The sequence below is a fragment of the Plantactinospora sp. DSM 117369 genome (genome assembly GCF_053764795.1).
Genome location: NZ_CM132446.1, coordinates 4,721,666 through 4,746,334, shown reverse-complemented (window position 1 = coordinate 4,746,334; position 24,669 = coordinate 4,721,666). Strand labels below are relative to the sequence as shown.

The following is a 24,669-nucleotide window of genomic DNA, read 5'->3' as shown; positions in this document are numbered from 1 at the left end:
GCTCATCCCTCCCGTTCCGGGTCGCCGCCGCCTGCCCGAGTCCCCGCCGATCCCGGGTCGCCGCCGCCCCCGGGCCCGGTCGACGCCGGATCCCCCGGCGCGGGTCCGTCGCCCGGTGGGACGCCCCGGCCGGCGGTCACGATCGGCGGGTGGTGCCCGTCGAGGCCGGCCCGCCGCCGGTAATCGGCGAGGTAGTCGAGCAGCCCCGGTCCGGTCGGGCGCCGCCCGGCCCGGATGTCGCAGGTGCCGACCTTGCTCTCCTGGATCAGCACGTTCGGGTCGAGGGTGACCCCGAACAGGTCGTTGGCCGGCTCGCCCCGGACCAGCCCGGCGTTGCCGAAGTGGTACGGCAGCCACACCTGGTGGATGATCCGGCCCTCGATCCGCAGCGGGGTCAGCCGGTCGGTCACCATCACCCGCGCCTCGATCACGCCCCGGCTGCTGACCAGGTGCGCCCAGCCCAGGTGGGTCAGGCCGCGCTCGACGGCCAGCTCCGGCCCGACCTCGACGAACATCTCCGGTTGCAGTTCGGCCAGGTGCCGGACGTTGCGGCTCATCCCGCCCGCGGTGTGGTGCTCGGTGAGCCGGCTGACCGTGAAGACGTACGGGAAGACGTCCGTGCCCGGGTCGGGTGGGCTCGGGTTGGTCGGGTTCTCCGGCCGCTCGTACGTCTTGCGGGTCGGGTTGGCCTGCTGGCCGTAGAGCGGGTTGCGTACCGGGGACTCGACCGGTTCGTAGTGGGTCGGCAGCGGCCCGTCCAGTATTCCGGCCGGCGCGTACAGCCAGCCCTTCCCGTCGCCCTGCATGATGAACGGGTCGTCGCCGGCCAGCGCAGCCACCCCGGTCGCGTCCGGGTCCGGCCGGTACGACGGCGGCTTGGTCTTCTCGAAGTCCGGTACGTCGTACCCGGTCCACTCGCCCCGCTCCGCGTCCCACCAGACGTACCGCTTGCGCTCGCTCCACGGCCGCCCCTCCGGGTCGGCGGAGGCCCGGTTGTAGAGGATCCGCCGGTTGAGCGGCCAGGCCCAGCCCCACTCGGCGGCGACCCAGTTCTGCTCCCCGCCCGGCCTGCGCCGGGCCGCCTGGTTGACCCCGTCGGCGAAGACCCCGGTGTAGATCCAGCAGCCGCCGAGGGTCGAACCGTCGTCCTTCATCTCCACGAAGGAGCTCAGCGGGCGGCGGGTGGCCACCTCGTAACCGTTGATCTCCCGCAGCACCGCCTCGGCATCCGGCTCGGCGTGCGGGCCCTCGGTCGGATAGTCCCAGGCCAGGTCGAGCAGGGCCCGGTCGCGGGGTCGGGTGGAGCCGGCGAGCTTGCTCCGGATGATCCGGCCGAGGTGGTAGAAGAACCAGAGTTCCGAGCGGCAGTCGCCGGGTGCCTCGACGGCCTTCTCCCGCCACTGCAACAGCCGCTGCGTCTGGGTGAAGCTGCCGGGCTTCTCCACGTGCGAGGCGGCCGGCAGGAAGAACACCTCGGTACGGCACCGCTCCGGGGCGATCTCGCCGGTCTCCACCTCCCGGCTGTCCTTCCAGAACGTCGCGCTCTCGATCATGAAGAGGTCGCGGACCACCAGCCAGTCCAGGTTGGCCATGCCGAGGCGCTGGGCGCGGCCGTGCGCCGAGCCGACCGCCGGGTTCTGCCCGAGCAGGAAGTAGCCCTTGACCTTGCCGTCGATCATGTTGAACACGGTCTGGTACGTGCCGTGGTCGCCGCTCATCCGCGGCAGGTAGTCGTAGCAGAAGTCGTTCTCCGGGGTGGCCGCCGCTCCCCAGTACGCCTTGAGCAGGTTCGCCGCGTACGCCCGGGCGTTGCCCCAGAAGCCCTTCTGGCCCGGGTGCCGGATGCTGTCGCACCACTTGTCGAAGGTCGGATGCTGGGCGTGGTTCGGCATCGGCAGATAGCCGGGCAGCAGGTTGAACAGCGTCGGGATGTCGGTCGAGCCCTGGATGCTGGCGTGCCCGCGCAGCGCCAGCACCCCGCCGCCGGGCCGGCCGATGTTGCCGAGCAGGAGTTGGATGATCGCCCCGGTCCGGATGTACTGCACCCCGACGGTGTGCTGGGTCCAGCCGACCGAGTAGACCAGCATGGTGGTGCGGTCCCGGTTCGAGTTCGCCGCCCAGGCCCGGGCAACCTCCTCGAACTTCTCCCGGGGTACCCCGCAGACCCGCTCGACCATCTCCGGCGTGTAGCGGGCGTAGTGCCGCCGGAGGATCTGGTAGACGCAGCGCGGGTGCTGGAGCGTCTCGTCCCGCTCCGCCTCGCGGGCGACCGGCGGTCCGTGCGACTCGTGCCGCAGCCCGGCCGCGCTGTTCCGCTCGGTGGCGGTGTCCTTCGCCCCGTCCCCCTCGTGTCCGGCGTACTGCCAGCTCGTCTGGTCGTAGCTGGTCCGGTCCGGGTCGTAGCCGGAGAAGAGCCCGTCCAGCTCCTCGGTGTCCTGGAAGTCCTCGCTGACGATGGTGGCCGCGTTGGTGTACGCGACGACGTACTCCCGGAAATCCAGCTCGTTGTCCAGGATGTACCGCACGATGCCGCCGAGGAACGCGATGTCGGTGCCGGCCCGGATCGGGACGTAGGTGTCGGCGAGCGCGCTGGTCCGGGTGAACCGGGGATCGACGTGGATCACCTTGGCGCCCCGCTTCTTCGCCTCCATCACCCACTGGAAGCCGACCGGGTGCGCCTCGGCCATGTTCGAGCCCTGGATGATCACGCAGTCACTGTTGATCAGGTCCTGCTGGAATTCCGTCGCGCCGCCGCGACCGAAGCTGATCCCCAGACCGGGGACCGTGGCGGAGTGTCAAATCCGGGCCTGGTTCTCGATCTGGATCGCCCCCATCGCGGTGAACAGCTTCTTGATGAGGTAGTTCTCCTCGTTGTCCAGCGTTGCCCCGCCCAGGCTGGCGATGCCGAGGGTGCGGTGCAGCGGCCGGCCCCGGTCGTCGACATCCTCCCAGGTGGCGTCCCGGGCGGCGAGCACCCGGTCGGCGATCATGTCCATCGCGGTCGGCAGGTCCAGCTCTTCCCACTCGGTCCCGTACGGGCGGCGGTAGAGCACCCGCTGCTGCCGCAGTTCGCTGGTGACCAGGCCCAGGCTAGCGGCGCCCTTGGGACAGAGCCGGCCCCGGGAGATCGGGCTGTCCGGGTCTCCCTCGATCTGGCTGACCCGGCCGCCTGCGACGTAGACCCGCTGGCCGCAACCGACGGCGCAGTACGGGCAGATGGACCGGGCGACCGAGTCGGCGGTGTCGGTCCGCGGCATCAGCTCGGCGGAGCGGGCGGACTTCGCGGCGGCACCCCGGCCGAGCGGGTCGGTGCCGGTGAGCTGGCGGTAGACCGGCCACCCCTCGATCCAGGTGCGGACCCCCATACGTCAGCACCTCCTGCGATGACGAGGCCGGTTGCCCGACCACCCGAGGGTAGGTCAGCCAGACGGTGCCCCGAGGGAAAGCGCCGAAACCCGGCGGAGCCGGAAATCCACCGAGAAATTTTCGCCCGGCCTCGCCTCATCGATCGCGCCTCCGGCCTGCGAAAACGGGACGAAGGGCGGCAAAACCCCGACCGGCAATGCGAATGATCATGACATCCGAGGGCGATTGGGGCAGTACTCTAACGCGATGTCTGTCGATCAATCCACCGAGACCGGTTCGGATTCCATCCCCCGGATCGACTTCGACCACCACTCCCCCGAATATCGCGCCAACTGGCGGGCCATCTCCGACGACCACCTGGCCCGCTGCCCGGTGGCCCGGACCGATGCGTACGGCGGCTTCTGGGTGGTCTCCGACCACGCCGGCGTGAGTCAGGTGATGCGGGACGACGCCACCTTCAGCTCGGGCCGGAACACCGAGGACCCGTCGGACCCGCGGCAGGGCATCGTCATCCCGCCGAACCCCATCACGCAGGTGCCACTGGAACTGGACCCGCCTGAGTACAACCCGTACCGGCGGATCATGAGCCCGTACTTCTCGCCGAGCGCGGCCCGCGACTCGCTGCCCTTCGCCGAGCAGGCCGCCGACGCCCTGCTGGACCGGGTCTGCCCGAGCGGCCGGATCGACCTCGTGCTGGACTACGGCAACCCGCTGCCGGCGCTGGCCACCATGAAGCTGATCGGGCTCCCGCTGGACGACTGGCAGACGTACGCCGGGCCGATGCACTGGGTCGCGGCGTCGCCGCCGAGCGACCCCGACTACCCGCGCAACGTCCAGGTCATGGGGCAGCTCGGCGGTGCCATCGCCGCCGAGGTGCCGAGGCTGCGCGAGGAGCCGGGCGAGGGACTGCTCAGCGGTCTGGCCAAGGCCACCATCGACGGCGCACCGCTGCCCGTCGAGGAGGTGGTGAGCATCGCGCTGCTGGTGATCCAGGGCGGCCTGCACACCACCACCGCGCTGTTCGCGCACACCATGCTCTGGCTGGCCGAGCACCCCGAGCAGCGGGCGGCGCTGATGGCCGATCCGGCGCTCTGGGAGCACGCGACCGAGGAGTTCCTCCGGGTCTTCCCGCCCGCGATGGGCTTCGCCCGGACCGCCACCCGGGACGTGGTGGTCGGCGGGCAGCAGATCCGGGCCGGCGACCGGGTGATGATGTCGTTCGCCGCCGCCAACCGGGATCCGTCGGTCTTCCCGGACCCCGACGAGGTACGGCTGGACCGCTCCCCCAACCGGCACACCAGCTTCGGGCTCGGCATCCACCGCTGCATCGGGCTCAACCACGCCCGCGCCTGGTTCCCGCTGATGGTCCGGCGGGTGCTCGAACGGATGCCGGACATCGTCATCGACCGGGCGGCCACCAAGCAGAACGAGAGCCTCGGGGTGATCAACGGCTTCGGCAGCATGCCGGCGACCTTCACCCCGGGCGAACCGCTCGGCGTGACGATGCCGGACTGACCGGCGCAGGTCGCCCGGCCGCCGGTCCGGGCGGTCGCCGGGAACGTCCCGGCGGTCGCCCGGCCGTCGGCCGGAACGGGTACGGTCTCCGCTGACCACCAACCGATGCACCGTACGGAGTAGCGATGACCGTCAGCGCGGACGACCTGGAGACGGCGGTGGCCAGTGTCGTCGACACGCTCCGTCCCGGCACCGATCGGGACTGGCGTGTCCGGGCGGACGGGCTGGACTGGGACTGCTGGCACACCGGGGAGCACCTCGGCGACTGCCTGCTGTCGTACGCCATGCAGCTCGGCTCCCGCCCCGCGGACCGGTACGTGCGGTTCCTGGCCGCCGTCGACCCGGAGGCGACCCCGGCCCAGCTACTGGAGTTCGTCGGAGGCAGCGGGCAGGTCCTCGCCGCGATGGTCCGGACCGCCCCGGCTTCGGTCCGGGCCTGGCACCCCTACGGCATGGGCGACCCGGCCGGTTTCGCCGGGATGGGCTGCGTCGAGACGCTGCTGCACGGCGACGACGTCGCCCGGGGCCTCGGGCTGACCCTCACGCCGCCGCCCGAGGTCTGCGCCCGGGTGCTGGCCCGGATGTTTCCGCAGGTCGCCGCCGAGTTGACCGAGGTCGACCCGTGGTCGGCACTGCGCTGGGCCACCGGCCGGACCGAACTGCCCGGCCGGCCCCGCGTGCGGCGGTGGCAGTGGCAGGCGGCGCCGCCGGACGAGCGCGACTGACCGGCTCTGCCACCCACCGGGACCTCGTCCGCATCGCCATCACCAACGGCGGCCGAGGTTCGACGAACCAGCACGCCGGCCGGCACCGTCGGCCTACCGTCAGGTGCGTGGCGGAGGTGACGGCGTGCAGATGAGCAGCACCCGGATGTACCGGGACGGCGCCCTCGTCGACCAGGGCTTCCCGGCGCGGGAGGTCGGCGACCGGCTCGCCGGCGACGACCAGGTGGTGATCTGGCTCGACATCTGCCGGCCGACCGAGGACGACCTGAAGCTGCTCGCCGAGGAACTCGGGATGCACGAACTGGCGGTCGAGGACATCGTCCAGCAGGCCCAGCGCGCGAAACTCGACCGGTACGACACCCACCTGTTCCTCAACACCTACATGGTGCGATTCGACGCGGACGGCGGGCTGACCGACGACGAGGTGTCGGCATTCATCAAACCCCGGGCCCTGGTGACGGTCCGCTACACCGACAGGTTCGACATCCGGCACGTGCTGGCCCGCTGGGACGAGAGCGCCGAACTCGCCCCGCACGGCATCGCGTTCCTGCTCTATGGCCTGCTCGACACCCTGATCGACGGGCACTTTTCCGCGGTGCAGCAGCTCGACGCGACGCTGGAACGGGTGCAGGGCTCGATGTTCAAGGACGGTCGGGCGGGTGTCGCCGCCGGCGCGGGCCGGGGCGGCGACGCCGGTGCCGCCGGCGAGCTGGACCGCAACGAGGTGCAGCGGCAGATCTTCCTCGCCCGGCGGGACCTGGTCCGGCTCCGCCAGGTCACCCTGCCGATGCGGGAGGTGGTGAATGCCCTGATGCGTCCCACCATGCACACCGTCGATGAGGAGATGCTGCCGTACTACCAGGACCTGTACGACCACGTGCTGCGGGTGATCGAGTGGAGCGACTCGCTGCGCGACCTGAACACGACCATGCTCGAGACGAACCTGATGCTGCAGAACAACCAGCTCAACCTGATCGTCAAGCAGGTCACCGCCTGGGCGGCGGTGATCGCCGTGCCGACGGCGGTGACCGGGTTCTTCGGGCAGAACGTTGCCTTCCCCTGGCGGCACACCCCGGGGGAGTTCATCGTCTCGCTGGTCGTGACGTTCGGGCTGGCGATCGCCCTGTACGTGGTGTTCCGCAGGAAGAGTTGGATCTGAGCGGCCGCCCCGGCTGCTCGCACCGCTGCCGGCCCACTCGCCAGCGCAGACCGAGGACGGACCGGGCCGGCTGGTTTCCGGCCAGGTGACGGTTCGGGGAGGCCAGCGCGTGGCCGGGCCTCCCCGAAACGGTTCCGTCGACCGGGTTACCGGGACCAGACGTCCTGCACGATGTCCGCGGCCTGGTCCTCCCACTGCGCGTACGCGTAGGGGTACGCGGACACCTGCACCGCCTGGGCGGCGTCGGTCAGCGGCCGGTCCCACCAGCGGTCGACCCGCTTGAGCCCCTCGAAGAACGCGGCCGAGGAGTAGTCGCGGTCCCGGATCTGGTCCGGCGAGCCCCAGCCGGACGATGGCCGCTGCTGGAACAGCCCGAGCGAGTCATGGTCGTTCCACTCGCCCAGGTGACCGAGGTTGCGCAGCTTCGACTCCTGGAGGGCGGTCGCCACGCCGATCACCGCGCCCCGCTGACCCATGTCCAGCTTCCGGGCCACCCGGACGATCTCGCGGGCGTTGTCCCGCTGCTCGTCGTCGAGGTCGATCCGCGACTGGTAGCCCTGCACGCCGTACGGGACCAGCTTGTCCCGGGACGGCTTGTCGTCCGAGTTCCCGCTGTCGGCGGGCCGGTTGCGGTCGTCGTGCGAGTCGTCGTCCCGCATCGACTGGCCGTACGCCACCGACTGGGTGCCCGGGTCCCCGGCCGCGGCTACCACACCGACCGGGCCGGCCACGGCCGAGCAGGCGGCCGCGCAGGTGAGGCCCGCGACGGCCAGCGCGGACCGGCGGGCGATCGGGGTTTCCGCGACGGCCGGAAGCCGGCGCGTCACCGGATGTGCGGCGATGGCGGGAAGCCACCGCGTGCGAGCGGTCTCCGCGATGGCGGGGAGCCATCGTCCGAAGATCGGATTCATGGTTGCCCTTTCGTCTGGATTCCGGGAGGCACTGCGCGGCTCTGGGGGGTCAGCCCCAGCGCACAACGGAGGTACGCCCGCGGTCCAGGGGGCTGACCTCGCGGGCGTACCGAGATAAACAACCAGCCGGGCCAGTCCGGCATTCCGGATTTGCCTGGCCGATGCCGGCCGCCGGTCCGGCCCCACGGTCCCGACCGGCAGCGGCGGTCACGACGCCGGCTCCGGGCCGGTTCGGGGCCGGTGGCGGGCCGGACAGACCAGCAAAATCGGGTACGGACGATCCGTACCCGCCAGCTTCCGGCTACCCTGAGCGCATGCAGTACGCCGCCGTGGCCGGAACCGGCGTGGTCCACCTGGCCCGCCCGGGCCGGCCTGCCGTGGTGACCCCGACCGTTGCCGAGCTGACCGGCCCGACCCAGGGCACGGTCGTGCTGCCACTGCGCCTGATGTGGGGGCCGGAGCGCAGCTTCGACCTGGACGATCCGGACCAACTGCTCTGGATGTACGAGAACGTCCTGCGCGAGAGCACCCGCTCCGACGACCTGCGTCGGTTCCTCAACGGCCGGGTGCTCCGCCGGGTCTGGCCCGCGCTGAACCTGCCGCGCGGGGTCCGGGCGGCGTGGGAGCGACGGCACCCGTCACTGGCCGCCGGTGATCGCCGGGCGGCATGACCACCAGCCATCTCGACGACTTCTACCGCCAGGTCGCCCGGATTGCCCTCTCCGTGGCTGACAAGCACGGATTCGTGCTCGGTGGTGGGGTGGCCTGGGCGGCGCACGGGCTGGTCTCCCGGCCGACCGAGGACGTCGACCTCTTCGCCGACGTCGACGGCGCGGCCGCCAGCGCCGAGGCGGAGGTCCGGGCCGCGCTTGAGGCAGCCGGCTTCGCCGTCGTCGACGAGGACCCGTCGAGCGACCTGGCCGGGCTGTTCAGCGGGTTCGAGCTGGACATGAAGGACTTCCTGGTCAGCCGGGGCGGGCGGCGGCTACGGCTCAGCCTGGGGCGGCTGGACCGGCACCGCAGCCCGGTGGTGATGGACCTCGGGCCGGTCATGCACGTCCAGGACCTGGTGGCCAGCAAGACCGCCGCCCTGGTCACCCGCCGCGAGGTCCGGGACTACATCGACGTCGCGGCGGCGCTCGACCGGTACGCCGTGGACGACCTGATCCGGCTCGCCGCCGAGTACGATCCGGCGATCGAGCCGGACGACATCACCGCCGCCGGCCGCTACCTGGACCGGCTGCCCGACCAGCGCTTCGCCCGGTACGGCCGGGACCCCGCGCAGGTCCGGAAGATCCGCGCGAAGCTGGCCGACTGGCCCCGCTGACCCGGTCGCACCTCCGCCTCGGCCGGCGCCCTGGCTAGCGTTTGCCGATCCCCGCCCGTCAACGGATGTGACACTGGGACCGGGCCCGCTCGGTGAACGGGCAGCGACTCCGATCCGTCTGGTTGACCAGTGCTGGAACCCCGTCCCGAGAACGCCCGCCGGCCGACGATGCTGGAGCTCTTCTTCGATCTGGTGTACGTCGTCGTCCTCGCCCTCATCTCGCAACGGCTGATGCGCGACCCGGACTGGGCAGACGCGGTCCGCGCCCTGCTCCTGCTGGCGGGGCTCTGCTGGGTGTGGGGCGCGACGGTCCTGATCACCAACATCTACGACCCGGCCCAGCCGTTGATCCAGGGCGCCACGATCGTGGCGATCGTCGGCAGCCTGCTGATGGCCGCCTCGATACCCGGCGCCTACGACCGGCACAGCATGGTCTTCGCGGTCGCGTACGTGGGGATCCATCTCGGGCGCGGGCTCCTGTTGATCCCGGCGCTCCGGGGCCAGCCCGGCGAGTTCCAGCGGGCCGTCCACGTGCTGATCTGGTTCTCCGTCTCCGCCGTGCCGTGGCTGGCCGGCGGTGTGGTCGGCGGGACCGGGCAGATCGCGCTCTGGACGGTCGCGTTGGCCATCGACGCCCTCGGGCTCGGTCTTCGGTACCCGGTACCCGGGCTGGGCAGGGGCCAGGCCGCCCAACTCCTCAGCGTCGCCGAACACCTCGGCGAGCGGTTCCAGCAGTTCTTCATCGTCTCGCTCGGCGACGCGATCCTGATCATCGGACTGGCGATGAGTCGTACCGAGTTCACCGCCATACACCTGGCCGGGTTCGGGGTGACCCTCGGCAGCACCGTCCTGCTGTGGCGGATCTACGTGCACCGCGCCGGGCAGGTGCTGCCGGCCGCGATCGGCGCGTCCAGACGCCCGGCGCGGTTCAGCCAGAGCTCGCCCTACAACCACCTGGTGATGGTCGCCGGAGTCGCCGCCACCGCCGCCGGCTTCGAACTCGTCATCGTGGATCCGACCGGCGAGCCGACAACCGGGTGGGTCGCCACGACCCTGGGCGGTCCGGCACTCTTCCTGGCCGGTCGGGCCCTCTTCGAGTACGAGGTCTTCGGTCGCGTCTCCCCGGTACGTCCCGCCGCGATGCTGGTACTGGTCGCGGCGGTGCCGGGCGTGCTGCGGCTGCCGCCGCTCGCCGGTACGACCGTGGCCGCGCTGGTGCTGGCCGGAGTCGCGGTCACGGACGCACTGCGCAGCCGCAGGCGCTCCACCCGGGCGGCCACGTCGGCCGGCTGAACCCGGCGGCCAGACCGGGCACACCGGGCCGAGCCCGGGGTCGACCCGGAAACGCCGAAGGCCGGACCCGGGTGGGATCCGGCCTTCGGTTTCCAGCCTTAGCTGTTGTTCCAGGCGTTGGCGACCAGGTCAGCAGCCTGGTCCTCCCACTGCGCGTACGCGTCCGGGTACGCCGACACCTGCACCTTCTGCGCCGCCACCGTCAACGGCAGGTCATGCCAACCATCAACCTGCTTCAGACCCTTCAGGAACGCGGTCGTCGAGTACTCCGGATCCGTGATCTGATCCGGCGAACCCCAACCCGACGACGGACGCTGCTGGAACAGCCCCAGCGAGTCATGATCGTTGCGATCACCCAGATGACCCAGGTTCTCCAACTTCGACTCCTGCAGCGACGTACCCACCGCGATCACCGCGGCACGCTCGTCCAGACCAGCCTTCTTCGTCGCCTTCACAATCGCCCGCACGTTGTCGGACTGCTCACCCGACACCGCAATCCTCGACTGCTCACCCTGCACACCACGCGGCACCAACCGATCCCGCGACGGCTTACCCTCACTCTTACGATCCTTGCCCTTGTCACCCTTGTCGCTCTTGCCCTTGTCGCCCTTGTCGGCCTGCATCACCGACTGCGACACCGGCGACCCGGCATGCTCCGCAGCAGCCTGCGCGGCCACCGCCGGGCCAGCGACAGCGCCACCAACGAACGCCAGACCAGCCACACCCAGAGCGGTCCTACGAACCAGAGAAGTCTGCTCGACGGCCGGGAGCCATCGGCTGAACAGAGTCGTGTTCATGATGGTCCACCTTCCAATCGGGGGAACAACACCCACCGGAGGCATCCGGGGTGTCATTGGAAAACTCGTCCCGAGACACACGCTGACGCTGGTCTCCAAGGGACAGCAGAACGCCCGGCACCTCGCGGGGGATGCTGGTACTCGAGCGAACACCATATGTAACGACCGGCGGCCCCGGATCATTCCCGGAGACCCGACCACCAGCCCAGGTCACAGGCGGTGGTACTCGGCCGTACGTGAGATGTAACGACCGGCAGCCCACCAACATTCCACCGAGGTCGACTCGATCATGAAATCGAACCGGATATTCGGGACGGGCCGGACATCCCGCACACCGGGCGCTTACCCAACGTGCTCGGCTAATCCGCCCTCGTCAGACGGTTGACCAGTCGGCCGAGGTAAGCCTCCAGCTGCGCCCGGTGGGAGAAGTTCGGTGTCCCTGCGTACGAGGTTCTCGTTCGACGCCGTCCGGGGCGACGATGAGCGCAGCGCCCAATCGTCCGGGTGGAGCAGCCACCGTCGCGACCCGGCTGGCCCGCACGACCGCCATACGCAACGCTGGCTGCTCTCCACTTGCACTCCCCCGGCCACTGCGCGCCCTTCGTCTCGGACTAGCGGCCCGGCTCCTAGCCCTCGCGGGCTCGGCCGAGGTGGTACGCGGCCAGCAGGGACGTCCAGGTCAGGACGAGCCCGATCGCGATGGCGAAGGCGACGTTGGCCGGTCGGGACCCCGCCAGCACGAAGATCGACATCCAGCCGGCCAGGAAGAGCCCCCCGGTAGTCGCGCTGAACACCGCCCAACCGTAACGACCGGCCGACGCGAACCGCCGGGCGAACCCGAAGCACGCGGCGATCAGAGCGAAAAAGGCGACCCCGGCGACCAGGAAGTGCAGCATCCCGTGCCAACTGACGCTGGTGGGCGGGCCGGTCGGCGTGCCGGGCGGGAAGCCGTCGACCGGGTCGGCGGAGAAGAGCGCCGCACCGACCATCCCGGCACCGAAGACGCCGACCAGCCGGGGTGCCCAAGCCCGCCCCGCCCCCGGCTCGCGGAGCCGGCGCAGACCGATCGCGTACGCCACGAACAGCAGGCCGGTGACCGCGAAGTTGACGATCTGGATCCATCCCTGGGCACCGTTGCTCAGCAGGCTGGCCGGGTGCCGGCCGATGTCGAACCCGTCCCTGGTGAGCATCTGTAGCACGACCACCACTATGTATAGCGGGCCGGCGACGACACCGCAGGCCAGCAGGGCCCTCGTCGACCCGACGACCGTCCCGGGCACCCTGCCGGGCTCGGCGCTGACGGTCCCGGTCACCGATCTGTCCCGTCCGCCGGTACCGGACGGGCCACTCCGGCCCACCGCCGGTCAGCCATTGTCGTCGCCACTGGTGTCGGGGGCGAAGTGCTGCACCGCGAACGCGATGGCCGCGGCGAGGTCCTCGGCACCGGTCCCCCAGGCGGCCTGCACCGCCGGTCCCCAGGCGTGGCAGCTCTGCCGGGCGAACTCCTGCACCTCGGGGGTGTCCTCCCAGGTGGCGGGGTCGAACTCCCTACCGCCCAGGAACAGGTCGAGGCCGAGCAGGGCGATGTCCCAGCCACCACCGATGCCGATCGTGCCGCCGGCGCCGTAGTTGGCCACCATCTCGTCGACGATCTGGGCCGGTGACGCGTGCTCCAGCTCCAGTACGGTACCGCCGTCCGCGTCGGGCGCGAGCCGGACTTCGACCTCGGTGGACATTCCTTCGCCGAGCATCCAGGTCACCTTGATCAGGCGGGGCTCCTCGCAGCGCAGGATCTCTCCGCCGGCATTGCCCTTGAGCTGGTACTTGCCGCCGAGCCGCAGGTCACCCTCGACCGGGGCCAACCATCGGCTGATCCGCTCGGGGTCGGTGCAGGCGCTCCACACGTCCTCGATCGGTGCGTCGTAGCTGCGGCGCAGCAGCAGCGACCGCCCTTCGCCGGTGGCGACGGCCTGATTGCCGATCTCCCGGTGGGTGGCGTTCACCTGCTTGATGATGTCGATCACGTTTCTTCCTCGCTCTTCGTGGATGGTCGGCTGCCCGCGGACGACGTCCCGGCAGCCTTGTCGGGTAGTTCGCGGCGCTCGCGCCTGCCGCGGGCGAGTTCGGTGCCCAATGCGTCCAGGCGCTGGGTCCAGAACCGGCGGAAGCGCTCCAGCCAGATGTCGACCTCCCGGAGTGGCGCCGAATCGACGGCGTACAGGCGGCGGGTGCCGTCCGGGCGGACGGTCGCGAACCCGGACTGCCGCAGCACCCGCAAGTGCTGCGACACCGCCGGCTGGGAGATCCCGAACTCCGTCCGGATGACCCTGCTGACTGCGCCTGCGGCCTGTTCGCCGTCGGCGAGCAGTTCCAGGATCCGGCGTCTCACCGGATCGCTGAGCACGTCGAACGCCTGCACGGCAGAGAGAATGTCACCTGCCACTTATATAAGTCAAGTCTGAATTTCGGTCCTCGGCCGGGCTGCGTCCGGTTCCGCCGGGCAGGGATGTGCGGTGGCCGGTGCACCAGCCACCGCACGGCACGGACCGGGCCGGGCTGTCACTGGGGCGCTAGCCTCTGCCTGGTGATCCACCTGCACTTCAGCGCGGACGACCTGGGCCGGATCCGGTTCGCCTTCTCACCGCTGATGGAGGCCGTGACCAGCGTACGAACGCTGTCCGCCAGCACGGCGGCCCGACTGCACGCCCCCTGGATACGGCAGGTGGCGGCGCGACTCGACGAGGTCGACCTGGAACTGTTGACCGCCGTGGTACGGCCCACCGGATACATCCCCGACTTCCTCGTCCCGCCGCCGTCGACCCGACTGTCCAGCATCGAGGCGAGCCTCGACGAGGTGGCCGGGGCCGACCTCGACACCGTGGTCGCGCAGCTATCGCATCTGGCCGGACACCGGGTTGCCCAGCAGGGCGCGGGTCGGCCCGGACGGGAGCGGCTGCTGCGGGAACTCGTCGACGACCCGGAGGCGGCAGTGGCCCGCCTGGTCGTCGCGCTCGAACACTACTGGCAGGTGGTCATCGTGCCGTACTGGCCACGGATCCGCGCCCTCTTGCAGGCCGACCTGGGGTATCGGCTCGAAGAACTCGCCGCCGGCGGGGTACAGCAACTCTTCCGTACGCTGCACCCGCTGGTCAGCTTCGACCGCGACACGCTGCGCGTCGTCAAGTACTACGAGGGGCACGCCGACCTGCGGCATCGTGGACTGCTGCTGGTGCCCTGCGTCTTCGCCTGGCCGGACGTAATCGTCCGCACGGGTGACCCCGGCCCGCCGACCGTCACGTACTCGCCGCGCGGGCTCGGCCGGCTCTGGGAGGCCCCGACCATCCAGCAGCAATCCCCGCTCGCCGGGGTGCTCGGGCGTACCCGCGCCACGATCCTCGCCCAACTGGACCTGCCGATGTCGACGACCCAACTCGCCTGTCAGGTGACGGTGACCCCGCCCACGCTCAACTCCCACCTGAAGGCGCTGACGGCGGCCGGGATCCTGTCGGCACGACGGGACGGTCGCTCGGTCCTCTACGCCCGCACGCCCCTGGGGGATGCCTTGCTCACCGGGCCGGTGGACGCCCCGACGGGCGGTTGACCCGCACCTCGGCCGGGGCTGGAGACGCTGCTGGCCGGGTCCCCGTGGTGGGGACCCGGCCAGCGGATGCGTCGCTTGCTTGTTCGGTTAGCTGTTGTTCCAGGCGTTGGCGACCAGGTCAGCAGCCTGGTCCTCCCACTGCGCGTACGCGTCCGGGTACGCCGACACCTGCACCTTCTGCGCCGCCACCGTCAACGGCAGATCATGCCAACCATCAACCTGCTTCAGACCCTTCAGGAACGCGGTCGTCGAGTACTCCGGATCCGTGATCTGATCCGGCGAACCCCAACCCGACGACGGACGCTGCTGGAACAGCCCCAGCGAGTCATGATCGTTACGATCACCCAGATGACCCAGGTTCTCCAACTTCGACTCCTGCAGCGACGTACCCACCGCGATCACCGCGGCACGCTCATCCAGACCAGCCTTCTTCGTCGCCTTCACAATCGCCCGCACGTTGTCGGACTGCTCACCCGACACCGCAATCCTCGACTGCTCACCCTGCACACCACGCGGCACCAACCGATCCCGCGACGGCTTACCCTCACTCTTACGATCCTTGCCCTTGTCACCCTTGTCGCTCTTGCCCTTGTCGCCCTTGTCGGCCTGCATCACCGACTGCGACACCGGCGACCCGGCATGCTCCGCAGCAGCCTGCGCGGCCACCGCCGGACCAGCGACAGCGCCACCAACAAACGCCAGACCAGCCACACCCAGAGCGGTCCTACGAACCAGAGAAGTCTGCTCGACGGCCGGGAGCCATCGGCTGAACAGAGTCGTGTTCATGATGGTCCACCTTCCAATCGGGGGAACAACACCCACCGGAGGCATCCGGGGTGTCATTGGAAAACTCGTCCCGAGACACACGCTCACGCCGGTCTCCAAGGGACAGCAGAACGCCCGGCACCTGCGGGGGATGCTGGTACTCGAGCGAACACCATATGTAACGACCGGCGGCCCCGGATCATTCCCGGAGACCCGACCACCAGCCCAGCTCACAGGCGGTGGCACTCGGCCGTACGTGAGATGTAACGACCGGCAGCCCACCAACATTCCACCGAACCGACTCGATCATGAAATCGAACCGGACAGCCGGGACGCGGTTCGCAGACGGGCGGATAGCACCCAGCTACCGGGTGTCCGGGCGGCGAGCTGGTGTGACCAGGCCGGACTCGTAGGCGAGCACCACAAGCTGGGCCCGGTCGCGCGCCCGGAGCTTGGTCATGGCCCGGCTGACATGGGTCTTGGCAGTGGCCAGACTGATCACCATCTGCGCGGCGATCTCATCGTTGGACATACCTCGCGCGGCCAGCGCCACCACCTCACGTTCCCGGTTGGTCAGCACGTCCAGCGCGGACGAGAGTTGCCCCTGCGGCGGTCGGGAGACGTACTCGTCGATCAGCCGGCGGGTGATGGTGGGTGACAGCAGCGCGTCGCCCCGGGCGGCGACGCGTACGCCGTGCAGCAGGTCCTCCGGCTCCGTGTCCTTCACGAGGAAGCCGCTGGCGCCGGCCCGCAGCGCGGTGTAGACGTACTCGTCGAGGCCGTAGTTGGTCAGCATCACCACCCGGGTACCGGTCAGCCGGGGATCGGCGACCATCTGCCGGGTCGCCTGGATACCGTCGAGCACTGGCATCTGGATGTCGACCAGGGCGACGTCCGGCACATGCTGCACGGCGAGCCTGACCGCCTGTTCACCGTCAGCCGCCTCGGCGACCACTTCGATGTCGTCCTCGGCGGCAAGCAGCGCACGGAACCCGGCACGGATCAGCGCCTGGTCGTCGGCGAGCAGCACCCGGATCACGCGGCCGCTCCGCACGGCAGGTCGGCCCGGACGGCGAAACCACCGCCGTCGCGTGGCCCGGCGTGCAGTGAGCCCCCGAGGGCCGCCACCCGCTCCCGCATGCCGACCAGGCCAACGCCGGGCACCGCATCCGACCCGCCGTTACCGCTTCCGTTGCCGCTCCCGTCGTCGTCGACCCGTACGGTCAGCGACTCGGCACGGTAGTCGAGTTCGATCGCGGCGGTGGCCGGTCCGGCATGCCGGGCGACGTTGGTCAACGCCTCCTGGATGATCCGGTACGCGGCCCGGTCGACCGGGGCGGGCAGGGTACGCGGCTGCCCGGTGATCCGCACGGTGACCGGCAGACCTGCCCGGCGGGCCCCGCCGACCAGGTGTTCCAGCCGGTCCAGACCGGTTCCGGGATTGTCGTCGTCGCTGCGCAGCACCTCGAGGGTGGCCCGCAGTTCCCGGATCGCCTCGCCGCTGGCCTGCTGGATGGCGAGCAGCGCGTCGGGAATCGGCTCGTCGCGCTTGCGAGCCAGGTGCACGGCGACACCGGCCTGCACTTTGATGATCGAGATGCTGTGTGTCAACGAGTCGTGCAGTTCGCGGGCGATCCGCAGCCGCTCCTCGTCGGCGCGGCGGCGGGCGGTCTCCTCACGGGTCCGTTCCGCGTCGGCCGCCCGCTGCTCCACCTCTTCCAGGTACGCCTGGCGGTGCCGGGCCACCTCGGCGAGAGTGCAGGCCGCGACCATCCAGCCGACGAGCAGGAACCACCGCTGGAAGACGTCGGAAGGCGACTCGGCACCACCGCCGAGGGCCACCTCACCGGCGAAGCCACCGACCAGGACGGCCCCGAGGGCGACAAACGCCGCCCGGCGGTGCCCGGCACGGACCGCCGCGTACAGCACGAACAGCACCGGTACGGCGGGGATGACCCCGGGATAGCCGCGGAGCTGGTAACCGAGCAGGCAGGCGGTGGCGACACCGAGCACCAGCCGGGGTGACCGGTGCCGGAACGCCAGCGTCGCGGCCGCGAGCAGCAGCAGGAGGTAGCCGCCCAGGTCGAGATCCACCCGGCCGGGCGGTGCGGTCCGGGCGCCGAGCAGCACCAGTACCGCGACACCGGCGGCGACCAGCCAGTCCCGCTGTGTCGTCGCCGTGCCGCGCCACCATCCGCGCCTGCTTCCGTCGCGCATCCCCGAACGGTAGACGACCGTCGCCGCACACCGCGTCGGGCCGGGGATGTAGCCGGGTACTACCGCCCGGGGCGTACTCCTCTACCGGCCTGCGTCACCGTCGGCAGTGGCGGTTGTCCGCGCTGGACGGACGACCGGGACCCGGTCCGGACGGCATCGTCGACAGGTGTGGCGCCGGCACCCCGGCCGGTTGCCGACGCTGCCGGACGGCACGTCGACCGTGCGTCGGCGCGACCGCCAGGCGAATCGAGGAGGAGACCATGACCAGCACACCTGCTCAGCGCACCCGACCTCAGGGCGGCGGGGCCGACGTGCCCGACGGCGCCCGGGCCGGGGCGCCCGGCGGCACGGTCCGGGTCGTCCGTGGGCTCGCGCTGCTCTCCAGCGGCCTGCTCGCTGGTGCGTTCTGCTACGGGGCGGTCAACGTCGTGCAGGCGTTCCAGTCCGTCCCGCTCGAGGTACGGCTGACCTTCCACACCGCCCTGATGCGGATGAACGGCCCGGTGATGCAGTCGACGATGGGCGTAGCCTTCCTCAGCACACTGGTCCTGGCCGTCCTGTTCCGCAACACGCCACGGATGCTCGCCGCCGGAGCCAGCCTGCTGACCCTGACCACGTTCCTGGTCACCCGGCTCGGCAACGTGCCGATCAACCGCCAGATCAGGGAGTGGCTCGCCGGCTCGGTTCCCGCCGACCACGCGGCGATCCTGCAACGCTGGGAGCTGCTGAACTATCTCCGCACCTGCACCGCGCTGACCGCCTTCGTCCTGCTGCTGCTCATCGTCGACCGCGCCACGGCCATCGCCGCCGGGCGGCACACGCAGCCGGAGCGGCGGCGGTGACGGTGCCGACCGTCGAGCGGCCGGCGCGGCGCGGGTCGGCCGGCCGGGCGGCAGGACGCGGCGGGAACGAGCGTGTACGTCGCCGGTGCCGCCGGCTCGCTCGCCGACCAGAGCGCGGCGGTCAGCGGTTTCGACGGCCGCCTGTTACTGGCCACCGTCGCCGTCGTCGTGCTGATCCTGCTGGTCACTTACCGCAGCCCGGTGTTGTGGCTGCTGCCGGTACTCTGCGCCGGCCTGGCGCTGATCGCCGCGCGGGCGGTGGTCTACCTGCTCGCCCGGTACGCACAGTTGACCGTCACCGCGGACAGCGGCGCGATCCTGACCATCCTCGTCTTCGGCGCGGCCACCGACTATGGACTACTGCTGATCGCCCGCTACCGCGAGGAATTGCGCCGCCATCGGGACCGGCACGACGCGATGGGATTCGCGCTGCGCCGGTCCGCGCCGGCCCTCCTGGACAGTGCCGGTACCGCGGCCGCCGCCATGTCGTGTCTGCTGCTCGCCGAGCTGAGCTGGACCCGGGGACTCGGCCCGGTACTGGCCGTCGGCGTGCTGACCGGACTGGTGGTGATGCTGACCGCGTTCCCGGCTCTGCTGGTCCGGTGCGGCCGCTGGGTCTTCTGGCCGGTCCGGCCGCGGTACGGCGGCTCGGAGGTCGAGGTGGAGGCCGTCCCGTCGACCGGGGTTGGCGCGGCGACGGCGCGGTCCGGCCCGGTAGCCGACGTCCGCGCGCAGACCGGGACCGGCACGATCGACTGGTGGACCCGGATCGGGCGGGTGATCGCCCGCCGGCCCCGGGTGGCATGGCTGGCGACCAGCCTCGCGCTCGGTGCGCTGGCCCTGGGCACCATTCAGCTCGACGCGACCGGCCTGACCTCGTCGGAGTCGTTCCGGGGCAGCCACGAATCGGAACGCGGCGCACAGGTGTTGGCCCGGCACTTCGCGGCCGGCGTCGGCACCCCGATCGCGGTGGTCAGCCACCCCGGCCGGGCGGAGCGGGTACGGGCGACACTTGCCGCCGTACCCGGGGTGGACTCCGGGTCGCTGACTCCAACAGAGCTGCGCGCCGGGCAGGCGTACCTGGAGGCGACGCTGACCGATCCCGCCGACAGCCGCCCGGCGTACGACACGGTCGACCGGGTGCGCGCGGCGCTGCGTGCGGTACCCGAGGCGCAGGCGCTCGTCGGCGGGGAGACCGCGATCCGGCTTGACGTGCAGCGGACTGCCCGGAGCGACCGAAACCTCCTGGTACCGATCGTCTTCGCGGTGGTCTTCGCCATCCTGGTGCTACTGCTGCGATCACTCGTGGCACCACTGCTGCTGGTCGGCACCGTGGTGCTCTCGTTCGGCGCGGCGCTCGGCGCCAGCGTACTGGTGTTCCGGCACGTCTTCGGGTTCACCGGCGAGGACAGTTCACTGCCGCTCTACCTGTTCGTCTTCCTCGTCGCGCTCGGCGTCGACTACAACATCTTCCTGATGACCCGGGTACGCGAGGAGACCGTCCGGCACGGAGCCCGGCGGGCGACCCTGATCGGGCTGGCCGCGACCGGCGGGGTAATCACCTCCGCCGGCCTGGTGCTCGCCGGTACCTTCGCCGACCACACTACCGCTGACGATGATCGTCCAGCTCGGCTTCGCGGTGGCGTTCGGCATCCTGCTGGACACCGTCATCGTCCGGTCCGTACTGGTACCCGCACTGAGCCTGGACGTCGGCCGGTACCTGTGGTGGCCACACCGACTGTTCCGCGAGGCGGACCGGGCTGGTCCGACGGTGCGGTCCAGGGACGACGACACCGCCGAGGCAGCGGCCGGCGCAGCCAGCACCTGACGGGCTGCCGGGGCTGGAGACGCTGCTGGCCGGGTCCCCGTGGTGGGGACCCGGCCAGCGGATGCGTCGCTTGCTTGTTCGGTTAGCTGTTGTTCCAGGCGTTGGCGACCAGGTCAGCAGCCTGGTCCTCCCACTGCGCGTACGCGTCCGGGTACGCCGACACCTGCACCTTCTGCGCCGCCACCGTCAACGGCAGATCATGCCAACCATCAACCTGCTTCAGACCCTTCAGGAACGCGGTCGTCGAGTACTCCGGATCCGTGATCTGATCCGGCGAACCCCAACCCGACGACGGACGCTGCTGGAACAGCCCCAGCGAGTCATGATCGTTACGATCACCCAGATGACCCAGGTTCTCCAACTTCGACTCCTGCAGCGACGTACCCACCGCGATCACCGCGGCACGCTCATCCAGACCAGCCTTCTTCGTCGCCTTCACAATCGCCCGCACGTTGTCGGACTGCTCACCCGACACCGCAATCCTCGACTGCTCACCCTGCACACCACGCGGCACCAACCGATCCCGCGACGGCTTACCCTCACTCTTACGATCCTTGCCCTTGTCACCCTTGTCGCTCTTGCCCTTGTCGCCCTTGTCGGCCTGCATCACCGACTGCGACACCGGCGACCCGGCATGCTCCGCAGCAGCCTGCGCGGCCACCGCCGGGCCGGCGACAGCGCCACCAACGAACGCCAGACCAGCCACACCCAGAGCGGTCTTACGAACCAGAGAAGTCTGCTCGACGGCCGGGAGCCATCGGCTGAACAGAGTCGTGTTCATGATGGTCCACCTTCCAATCGGGGGAACAACACCCACCGGAGGGATCCGGGGTGTCATTGGAAAACTCGTCCCGAGACACACGCTGACGCTGGTCTCCAAGGGACAGCAGAACGCCCGGCACCTCGCGGGGGATGCTGGTACTCGAGCGAACACCATATGTAACGACCGGCGGCCCCGGATCATTCCCGGAGACCCGACCACCAGCCCAGGTCACAGGCGGTGGTACTCGGCCGTACGTGAGATGTAACGACCGGCAGCCCACCAACATTCCACCGAACCGACTCGATCATGAAATCGAACCGGACAGCCTGGCGTACACCTCGGGTATGGAACTGAGTGACCCCGTCCCGGCCCTGGGCTTCTACGCGTTGGCGAGGACCGACCGCCGAACGGACGGCATGCCCGTCTCGCGACACTCTGGCCGAACGCGAGGTAACTATCCGCGCGTTCCGCACGTCATCGTCGGTCGGCGGCGGACCGACAATCAGAGTCCGGCATGCATGGCCGGTTCAGCGGTTGTCGCCGCGACCACCCAGCACGCCACGGCCCTGGCGGCTGGCTAGCTTGGCCAGGTTGGCCGTCGCGATGTCATCCAGCGACAGGTCGAGGTAGTCGGCGAGCACCGCCACGTACCAGAGCACGTCACCGAGTTCCTTGGCGATGTCGGCCCGGTCGATCAGCGACTCCTCGCTGTCAAGGTCGCGGACCCACTTCTTGAACTTCTCAGCGATTTCACCCGACTCGCCGACCAGCCCGAGCACCAGGTGGAGTAGCTCGTTCCGCTTGTCACGTGGAGCGGCGGTACGGAGGGCGCCGCGCTGATACTCATCCAGGTCCATGGCGGACCAGTATGGCCGAACCCTCCCAGCCGACCGGCCGGGGTCTACGACGACCGCAAGAAGCCGCCGGCACAGCACAACGCCGCGATCATCTGCCTGGCCCGACGCCGCATCGACATCCTCCACGCCATGCTCCGCAACCACATCCCCCGGGACCGGTCGCCCGCACTCGCCATTCGACGTAACCCATAGGGACACCCGTCGAAGGACGGACCACGGAGGGTGGATGCCTGTCAGCGGGACGTCGACGGGGTGAACTCCGGCTGGTCGAGTACACGCAGCCAGGAGCCGTCCGGCTGGCGGCGGACCACCTGCGCGCGGGCACCCGCACCATCCTTCGGCGCCGTCGAGGTGAGGGCGAGATCGCCGCTGACAAGCGTCGGAAGCGACTCCTCCAACTCGAAATGCGGACGGTTCGCGAGTACCTTCGCCCAGAGCGCCTGGATCGCGGACCGGCCGACCGTCTGGCCGCCCGGCGGGTACGCCAGCACCGCGTCCTCGGCATAGAGTGCGGCCACGCCCTCGGCGTCTCCCGCGTTGGAGCGCTCGACGAACAGTCGGGTGATGTCCTCCGGCCGCATCGCCTTCTCGTAGTTCGACATGCTGATCCCCTCGATGGTGCCTGCGGTAACGCCTACAGGTCGAGGATGCGCGGTTCAGGAGTAGAAGTACAACATCTAATTCTGATGAGAACTAGAATCAGCAGTTATGGAGCTGAGGCAACTGGAGTACTTCGTCGCGGTCGCCGAGGAGGCGAGCTTCACCCGCGCCGCCGAGCGCGTACGTATCAGCCAGTCCGGGGTGAGCGCGCAGGTCCGGCAGCTCGAACGCGAACTCGGGGCGACCCTCATCGACCGCTCCACCAGGACGGCCACCCTGACAGCCGCTGGCCGAGTGGCTCTTGAACATGCCCGCGCCGCGCTCGTCTCCACCGATGCGATCCGGCAGGCCGTCGGCGAGGTGACCGGACTGATCCGTGGCCAGCTCACCGTCGGCATGGTCACCGGATGCACGGTGACCCCGCTCTTCGAGGCACTCGAAGCGTTTCACCGGGCCCATCCGCAGGTCGAGTTGACGCTGCTTGAGGACAACTCCGAACGGCTGATCGAGGGCGTCCGGTCCGCCGCGGTCGACCTGGCCCTGGTCGGCACGGCCGAGGCCACGCCGCCCGGGCTGAACGCGCTGACGATCGTCAGCGAACGGCTGGTGGCGCTGGTGCCCCCGGAACATCCGCTCACCGGGCAGGAGACCGTCGGACTGGCCGACATCGCGGCGCACCCGGTCATCTGCATGCCGGAGGGTACCGGGATCCGAATGGTCTTCGATCGGGCCTGCGCCGCCCGCCGTGTCCAGCCGACCATCGCGTTGCAGGCGAGCGCCGCCGCCACCATCGCAGACCTCGCCACCCGAGGGCTTGGGGTCGCGATCCTCAGCGAGTCCATGGCCGACGAGTACGAGGACCGGTTGACCGTGCTGCGGGTGACGGACATCGACGCGCCCGCCCTGCTGGCTCTGGTCTGGACGGCCACTCAGAGCCCTGCTCTTGCCCGACTGGTCCGATACAGCCGAGACGCCTTCGGCACCAACCGGGCATAGAGATCGCAGCGCAAGGACTATCGACCGAAGCCCTCCGTCGGCTGGAGACGCCGCTGGCCGGGTCCCCGTGGTGGGGACCCGGCCAGCGGATGCGTCGCTTGCTTGTTCGGTTAGCTGTTGTTCCAGGCGTTGGCGACCAGGTCAGCAGCCTGGTCCTCCCACTGCGCGTACGCGTCCGGGTACGCCGACACCTGCACCTTCTGCGCCGCCACCGTCAACGGCAGGTCATGCCAACCATCAACCTGCTTCAGACCCTTCAGGAACGCGGTCGTCGAGTACTCCGGATCCGTGATCTGATCCGGCGAACCCCAACCCGACGACGGACGCTGCTGGAACAGCCCCAGCGAGTCATGATCGTTGCGATCACCCAGATGACCCAGGTTCTCCAACTTCGACTCCTGCAGCGACGTACCCACCGCGATCACCGCGGCACGCTCGTCCAGACCAGCCTTCTTCGTCGCCTTCACAATCGCCCGCACGTTGTCGGACTGCTCACCCGACACCGCAATCCTCGACTGCTCACCCTGCACACCACGCGGCACCAACCGGTCCCGCGACGGCTTACCCTTACGATCCTTGCCCTTGTCGCTCTTGCCCTTGTCACCCTTGTCACCCTTGTCGGCCTGCATCACCGACTGCGACACCGGCGACCCGGCATGCTCCGCAGCAGCCTGCGCGGCCACCGCCGGGCCGGCGACAGCGCCACCAACGAACGCCAGACCAGCCACACCCAGAGCGGTCTTACGAACCAGAGAAGTCTGCTCGACGGCCGGGAGCCATCGGCTGAACAGAGTCGTGTTCATGATGGTCCACCTTCCAATCGGGGGAACAACACCCACCGGAGGGATCCGGGGTGTCATTGGAAAACTCGTCCCGAGACACACGCTGACGCTGGTCTCCAAGGGACAGCAGAACGCCCGGCACCTCGCGGGGGATGCTGGTACTCGAGCGAACACCATATGTAACGACCGGCGGCCCCGGATCATTCCCGGAGACCCGACCACCAGCCCAGGTCACAGGCGGTGGTACTCGGCCGTACGTGAGATGTAACGACCGGCAGCCCACCAACATTCCACCGAACCGACTCGATCATGAAATCGGACGTGG

General features: G+C 70.0%; 23 protein-coding genes and 1 pseudogene. 11 read left to right on the top strand and 13 right to left on the bottom strand.

Going from position 1 to position 24,669, the window contains the following annotated elements; genetic code table 11:
* Positions 1-2: 2 nt before the first annotated feature.
* Positions 3-3,365 (bottom strand): formate dehydrogenase, encoded by a 3,363-nt coding sequence (fdh, locus tag ACSMXO_RS20580; RefSeq protein ID WP_455418990.1) that lies wholly within the window; start codon positions 3,363-3,365, stop codon positions 3-5.
* 247 nt (positions 3,366-3,612) lie between these two features.
* Between fdh and ACSMXO_RS20575 the strand changes: the two genes are divergently transcribed.
* From ACSMXO_RS20575 to ACSMXO_RS20565, 3 genes are all read left to right on the top strand, one after another.
* On the top strand, positions 3,613-4,881 hold the full coding sequence (locus tag ACSMXO_RS20575; protein ID WP_346263324.1) for a cytochrome P450: 1,269 nt from the start codon (positions 3,613-3,615) through the stop codon (positions 4,879-4,881).
* A 125-nt stretch (positions 4,882-5,006) separates the two neighbouring features.
* Positions 5,007-5,606: a maleylpyruvate isomerase mycothiol-dependent enzyme family protein gene (locus tag ACSMXO_RS20570; RefSeq protein ID WP_346263325.1), complete on the top strand. Its 600-nt coding sequence runs from the start codon at positions 5,007-5,009 to the stop codon at positions 5,604-5,606.
* Positions 5,607-5,736: 130 nt separating this feature from the next.
* Complete coding sequence (locus ACSMXO_RS20565; protein ID WP_455418989.1) at positions 5,737-6,765, top strand: magnesium transporter CorA family protein; 1,029 nt, start codon at positions 5,737-5,739, stop codon at positions 6,763-6,765.
* Between the two features lie 146 nt (positions 6,766-6,911).
* Here ACSMXO_RS20565 and ACSMXO_RS20560 read toward each other — a convergent pair whose 3' ends face one another.
* Positions 6,912-7,676 carry a hypothetical protein gene (locus tag ACSMXO_RS20560; RefSeq protein WP_455418988.1) on the bottom strand — a complete coding sequence of 255 codons (765 nt, stop codon included), beginning with the start codon at positions 7,674-7,676 and terminating at the stop codon, positions 6,912-6,914.
* 314 nt (positions 7,677-7,990) lie between these two features.
* On the opposite strand from ACSMXO_RS20560, the gene ACSMXO_RS20555 reads away from it, so the two are divergent.
* The 3 genes from ACSMXO_RS20555 (at position 7,991) to ACSMXO_RS20545 (ending at position 10,296) form a co-directional block, all read left to right on the top strand.
* A complete protein-coding gene (locus ACSMXO_RS20555) occupies positions 7,991-8,347 on the top strand; it encodes a hypothetical protein (RefSeq protein ID WP_455418987.1) in 357 nt (118 codons plus the stop codon).
* Positions 8,344-9,003, top strand: coding sequence for a nucleotidyl transferase AbiEii/AbiGii toxin family protein (locus tag ACSMXO_RS20550; protein WP_455418986.1), 660 nt, complete (start codon positions 8,344-8,346; stop codon positions 9,001-9,003). Before ACSMXO_RS20555 ends, ACSMXO_RS20550 begins: the two co-directional genes overlap by 4 nt.
* Positions 9,004-9,132: 129 nt before the next feature.
* A complete protein-coding gene (locus tag ACSMXO_RS20545) occupies positions 9,133-10,296 on the top strand; it encodes a low temperature requirement protein A (RefSeq protein WP_346263330.1) in 1,164 nt (387 codons plus the stop codon).
* A 98-nt stretch (positions 10,297-10,394) separates the two neighbouring features.
* On the opposite strand, the gene ACSMXO_RS20540 is transcribed toward ACSMXO_RS20545, so the two are convergent.
* From ACSMXO_RS20540 to ACSMXO_RS20525, 4 genes are all read right to left on the bottom strand, one after another.
* Positions 10,395-11,093, bottom strand: coding sequence for a hypothetical protein (locus ACSMXO_RS20540; RefSeq protein ID WP_455414941.1), 699 nt, complete (start codon positions 11,091-11,093; stop codon positions 10,395-10,397).
* 626 nt (positions 11,094-11,719) lie between these two features.
* Positions 11,720-12,406 (bottom strand): DUF998 domain-containing protein, encoded by a 687-nt coding sequence (locus ACSMXO_RS20535; protein WP_455418985.1) that lies wholly within the window; start codon positions 12,404-12,406, stop codon positions 11,720-11,722.
* 51 nt (positions 12,407-12,457) lie between these two features.
* Positions 12,458-13,117: an SRPBCC family protein gene (locus ACSMXO_RS20530; RefSeq protein ID WP_455418984.1), complete on the bottom strand. Its 660-nt coding sequence runs from the start codon at positions 13,115-13,117 to the stop codon at positions 12,458-12,460.
* On the bottom strand, positions 13,114-13,512 hold the full coding sequence (locus tag ACSMXO_RS20525; RefSeq protein WP_455418983.1) for an ArsR/SmtB family transcription factor: 399 nt from the start codon (positions 13,510-13,512) through the stop codon (positions 13,114-13,116). The genes ACSMXO_RS20530 and ACSMXO_RS20525 overlap by 4 nt, the downstream gene beginning before the upstream one ends.
* 165 nt (positions 13,513-13,677) lie before the next feature.
* On the opposite strand from ACSMXO_RS20525, the gene ACSMXO_RS20520 reads away from it, so the two are divergent.
* The gene (locus tag ACSMXO_RS20520; RefSeq protein ID WP_455418982.1) at positions 13,678-14,694 is read left to right on the top strand and encodes a DUF5937 family protein; all 1,017 of its coding nucleotides are present in this window, start codon (positions 13,678-13,680) and stop codon (positions 14,692-14,694) included.
* A gap of 87 nt (positions 14,695-14,781) precedes the next feature.
* Here ACSMXO_RS20520 and ACSMXO_RS20515 read toward each other — a convergent pair whose 3' ends face one another.
* The 3 genes from ACSMXO_RS20515 to ACSMXO_RS20505 form a co-directional block, all read right to left on the bottom strand.
* The gene (locus tag ACSMXO_RS20515; protein ID WP_455414941.1) at positions 14,782-15,480 is read right to left on the bottom strand and encodes a hypothetical protein; all 699 of its coding nucleotides are present in this window, start codon (positions 15,478-15,480) and stop codon (positions 14,782-14,784) included.
* Positions 15,481-15,823: 343 nt separating this feature from the next.
* Positions 15,824-16,498, bottom strand: a complete 675-nt coding sequence (locus ACSMXO_RS20510; protein ID WP_455418981.1) for a response regulator — start codon at positions 16,496-16,498, stop codon at positions 15,824-15,826.
* Positions 16,495-17,676 (bottom strand): sensor histidine kinase, encoded by a 1,182-nt coding sequence (locus ACSMXO_RS20505; RefSeq protein ID WP_455418980.1) that lies wholly within the window; start codon positions 17,674-17,676, stop codon positions 16,495-16,497. Before ACSMXO_RS20505 ends, ACSMXO_RS20510 begins: the two co-directional genes overlap by 4 nt.
* 260 nt (positions 17,677-17,936) lie before the next feature.
* Here ACSMXO_RS20505 and ACSMXO_RS20500 point away from each other — a divergent pair, with 260 nt between their 5' ends.
* From ACSMXO_RS20500 to ACSMXO_RS20490, 3 genes and pseudogenes are all read left to right on the top strand, one after another.
* On the top strand, positions 17,937-18,518 hold the full coding sequence (locus tag ACSMXO_RS20500) for an anthrone oxygenase family protein (RefSeq protein ID WP_455418979.1): 582 nt from the start codon (positions 17,937-17,939) through the stop codon (positions 18,516-18,518).
* Between the two features lie 69 nt (positions 18,519-18,587).
* Positions 18,588-19,304, top strand: a pseudogene (locus tag ACSMXO_RS20495) (MMPL family transporter); the annotation flags it as partial.
* On the top strand, positions 19,296-20,432 hold the full coding sequence (locus ACSMXO_RS20490) for an MMPL family transporter (protein WP_455419269.1): 1,137 nt from the start codon (positions 19,296-19,298) through the stop codon (positions 20,430-20,432). The pseudogene ACSMXO_RS20495 and the gene ACSMXO_RS20490, both read left to right, overlap by 9 nt.
* Here ACSMXO_RS20490 and ACSMXO_RS20485 read toward each other — a convergent pair.
* From ACSMXO_RS20485 to ACSMXO_RS20475, 3 genes are all read right to left on the bottom strand, one after another.
* The gene (locus ACSMXO_RS20485) at positions 20,429-21,127 is read right to left on the bottom strand and encodes a hypothetical protein (protein WP_455418978.1); all 699 of its coding nucleotides are present in this window, start codon (positions 21,125-21,127) and stop codon (positions 20,429-20,431) included. The genes ACSMXO_RS20490 and ACSMXO_RS20485 overlap by 4 nt on opposite strands.
* Positions 21,128-21,636: 509 nt before the next feature.
* The gene (locus ACSMXO_RS20480) at positions 21,637-21,966 is read right to left on the bottom strand and encodes a nucleoside triphosphate pyrophosphohydrolase family protein (protein WP_455418977.1); all 330 of its coding nucleotides are present in this window, start codon (positions 21,964-21,966) and stop codon (positions 21,637-21,639) included.
* A gap of 233 nt (positions 21,967-22,199) precedes the next feature.
* Positions 22,200-22,547, bottom strand: coding sequence for a YybH family protein (locus ACSMXO_RS20475; protein WP_455419268.1), 348 nt, complete (start codon positions 22,545-22,547; stop codon positions 22,200-22,202).
* A gap of 127 nt (positions 22,548-22,674) precedes the next feature.
* On the opposite strand from ACSMXO_RS20475, the gene ACSMXO_RS20470 reads away from it, so the two are divergent.
* Positions 22,675-23,562, top strand: a complete 888-nt coding sequence (locus ACSMXO_RS20470; protein ID WP_455418976.1) for a LysR family transcriptional regulator — start codon at positions 22,675-22,677, stop codon at positions 23,560-23,562.
* Positions 23,563-23,672: 110 nt separating this feature from the next.
* Here ACSMXO_RS20470 and ACSMXO_RS20465 read toward each other — a convergent pair whose 3' ends face one another.
* On the bottom strand, positions 23,673-24,365 hold the full coding sequence (locus ACSMXO_RS20465; RefSeq protein WP_455418975.1) for a hypothetical protein: 693 nt from the start codon (positions 24,363-24,365) through the stop codon (positions 23,673-23,675).
* Between the last annotated feature and the right edge of the window lie 304 nt (positions 24,366-24,669).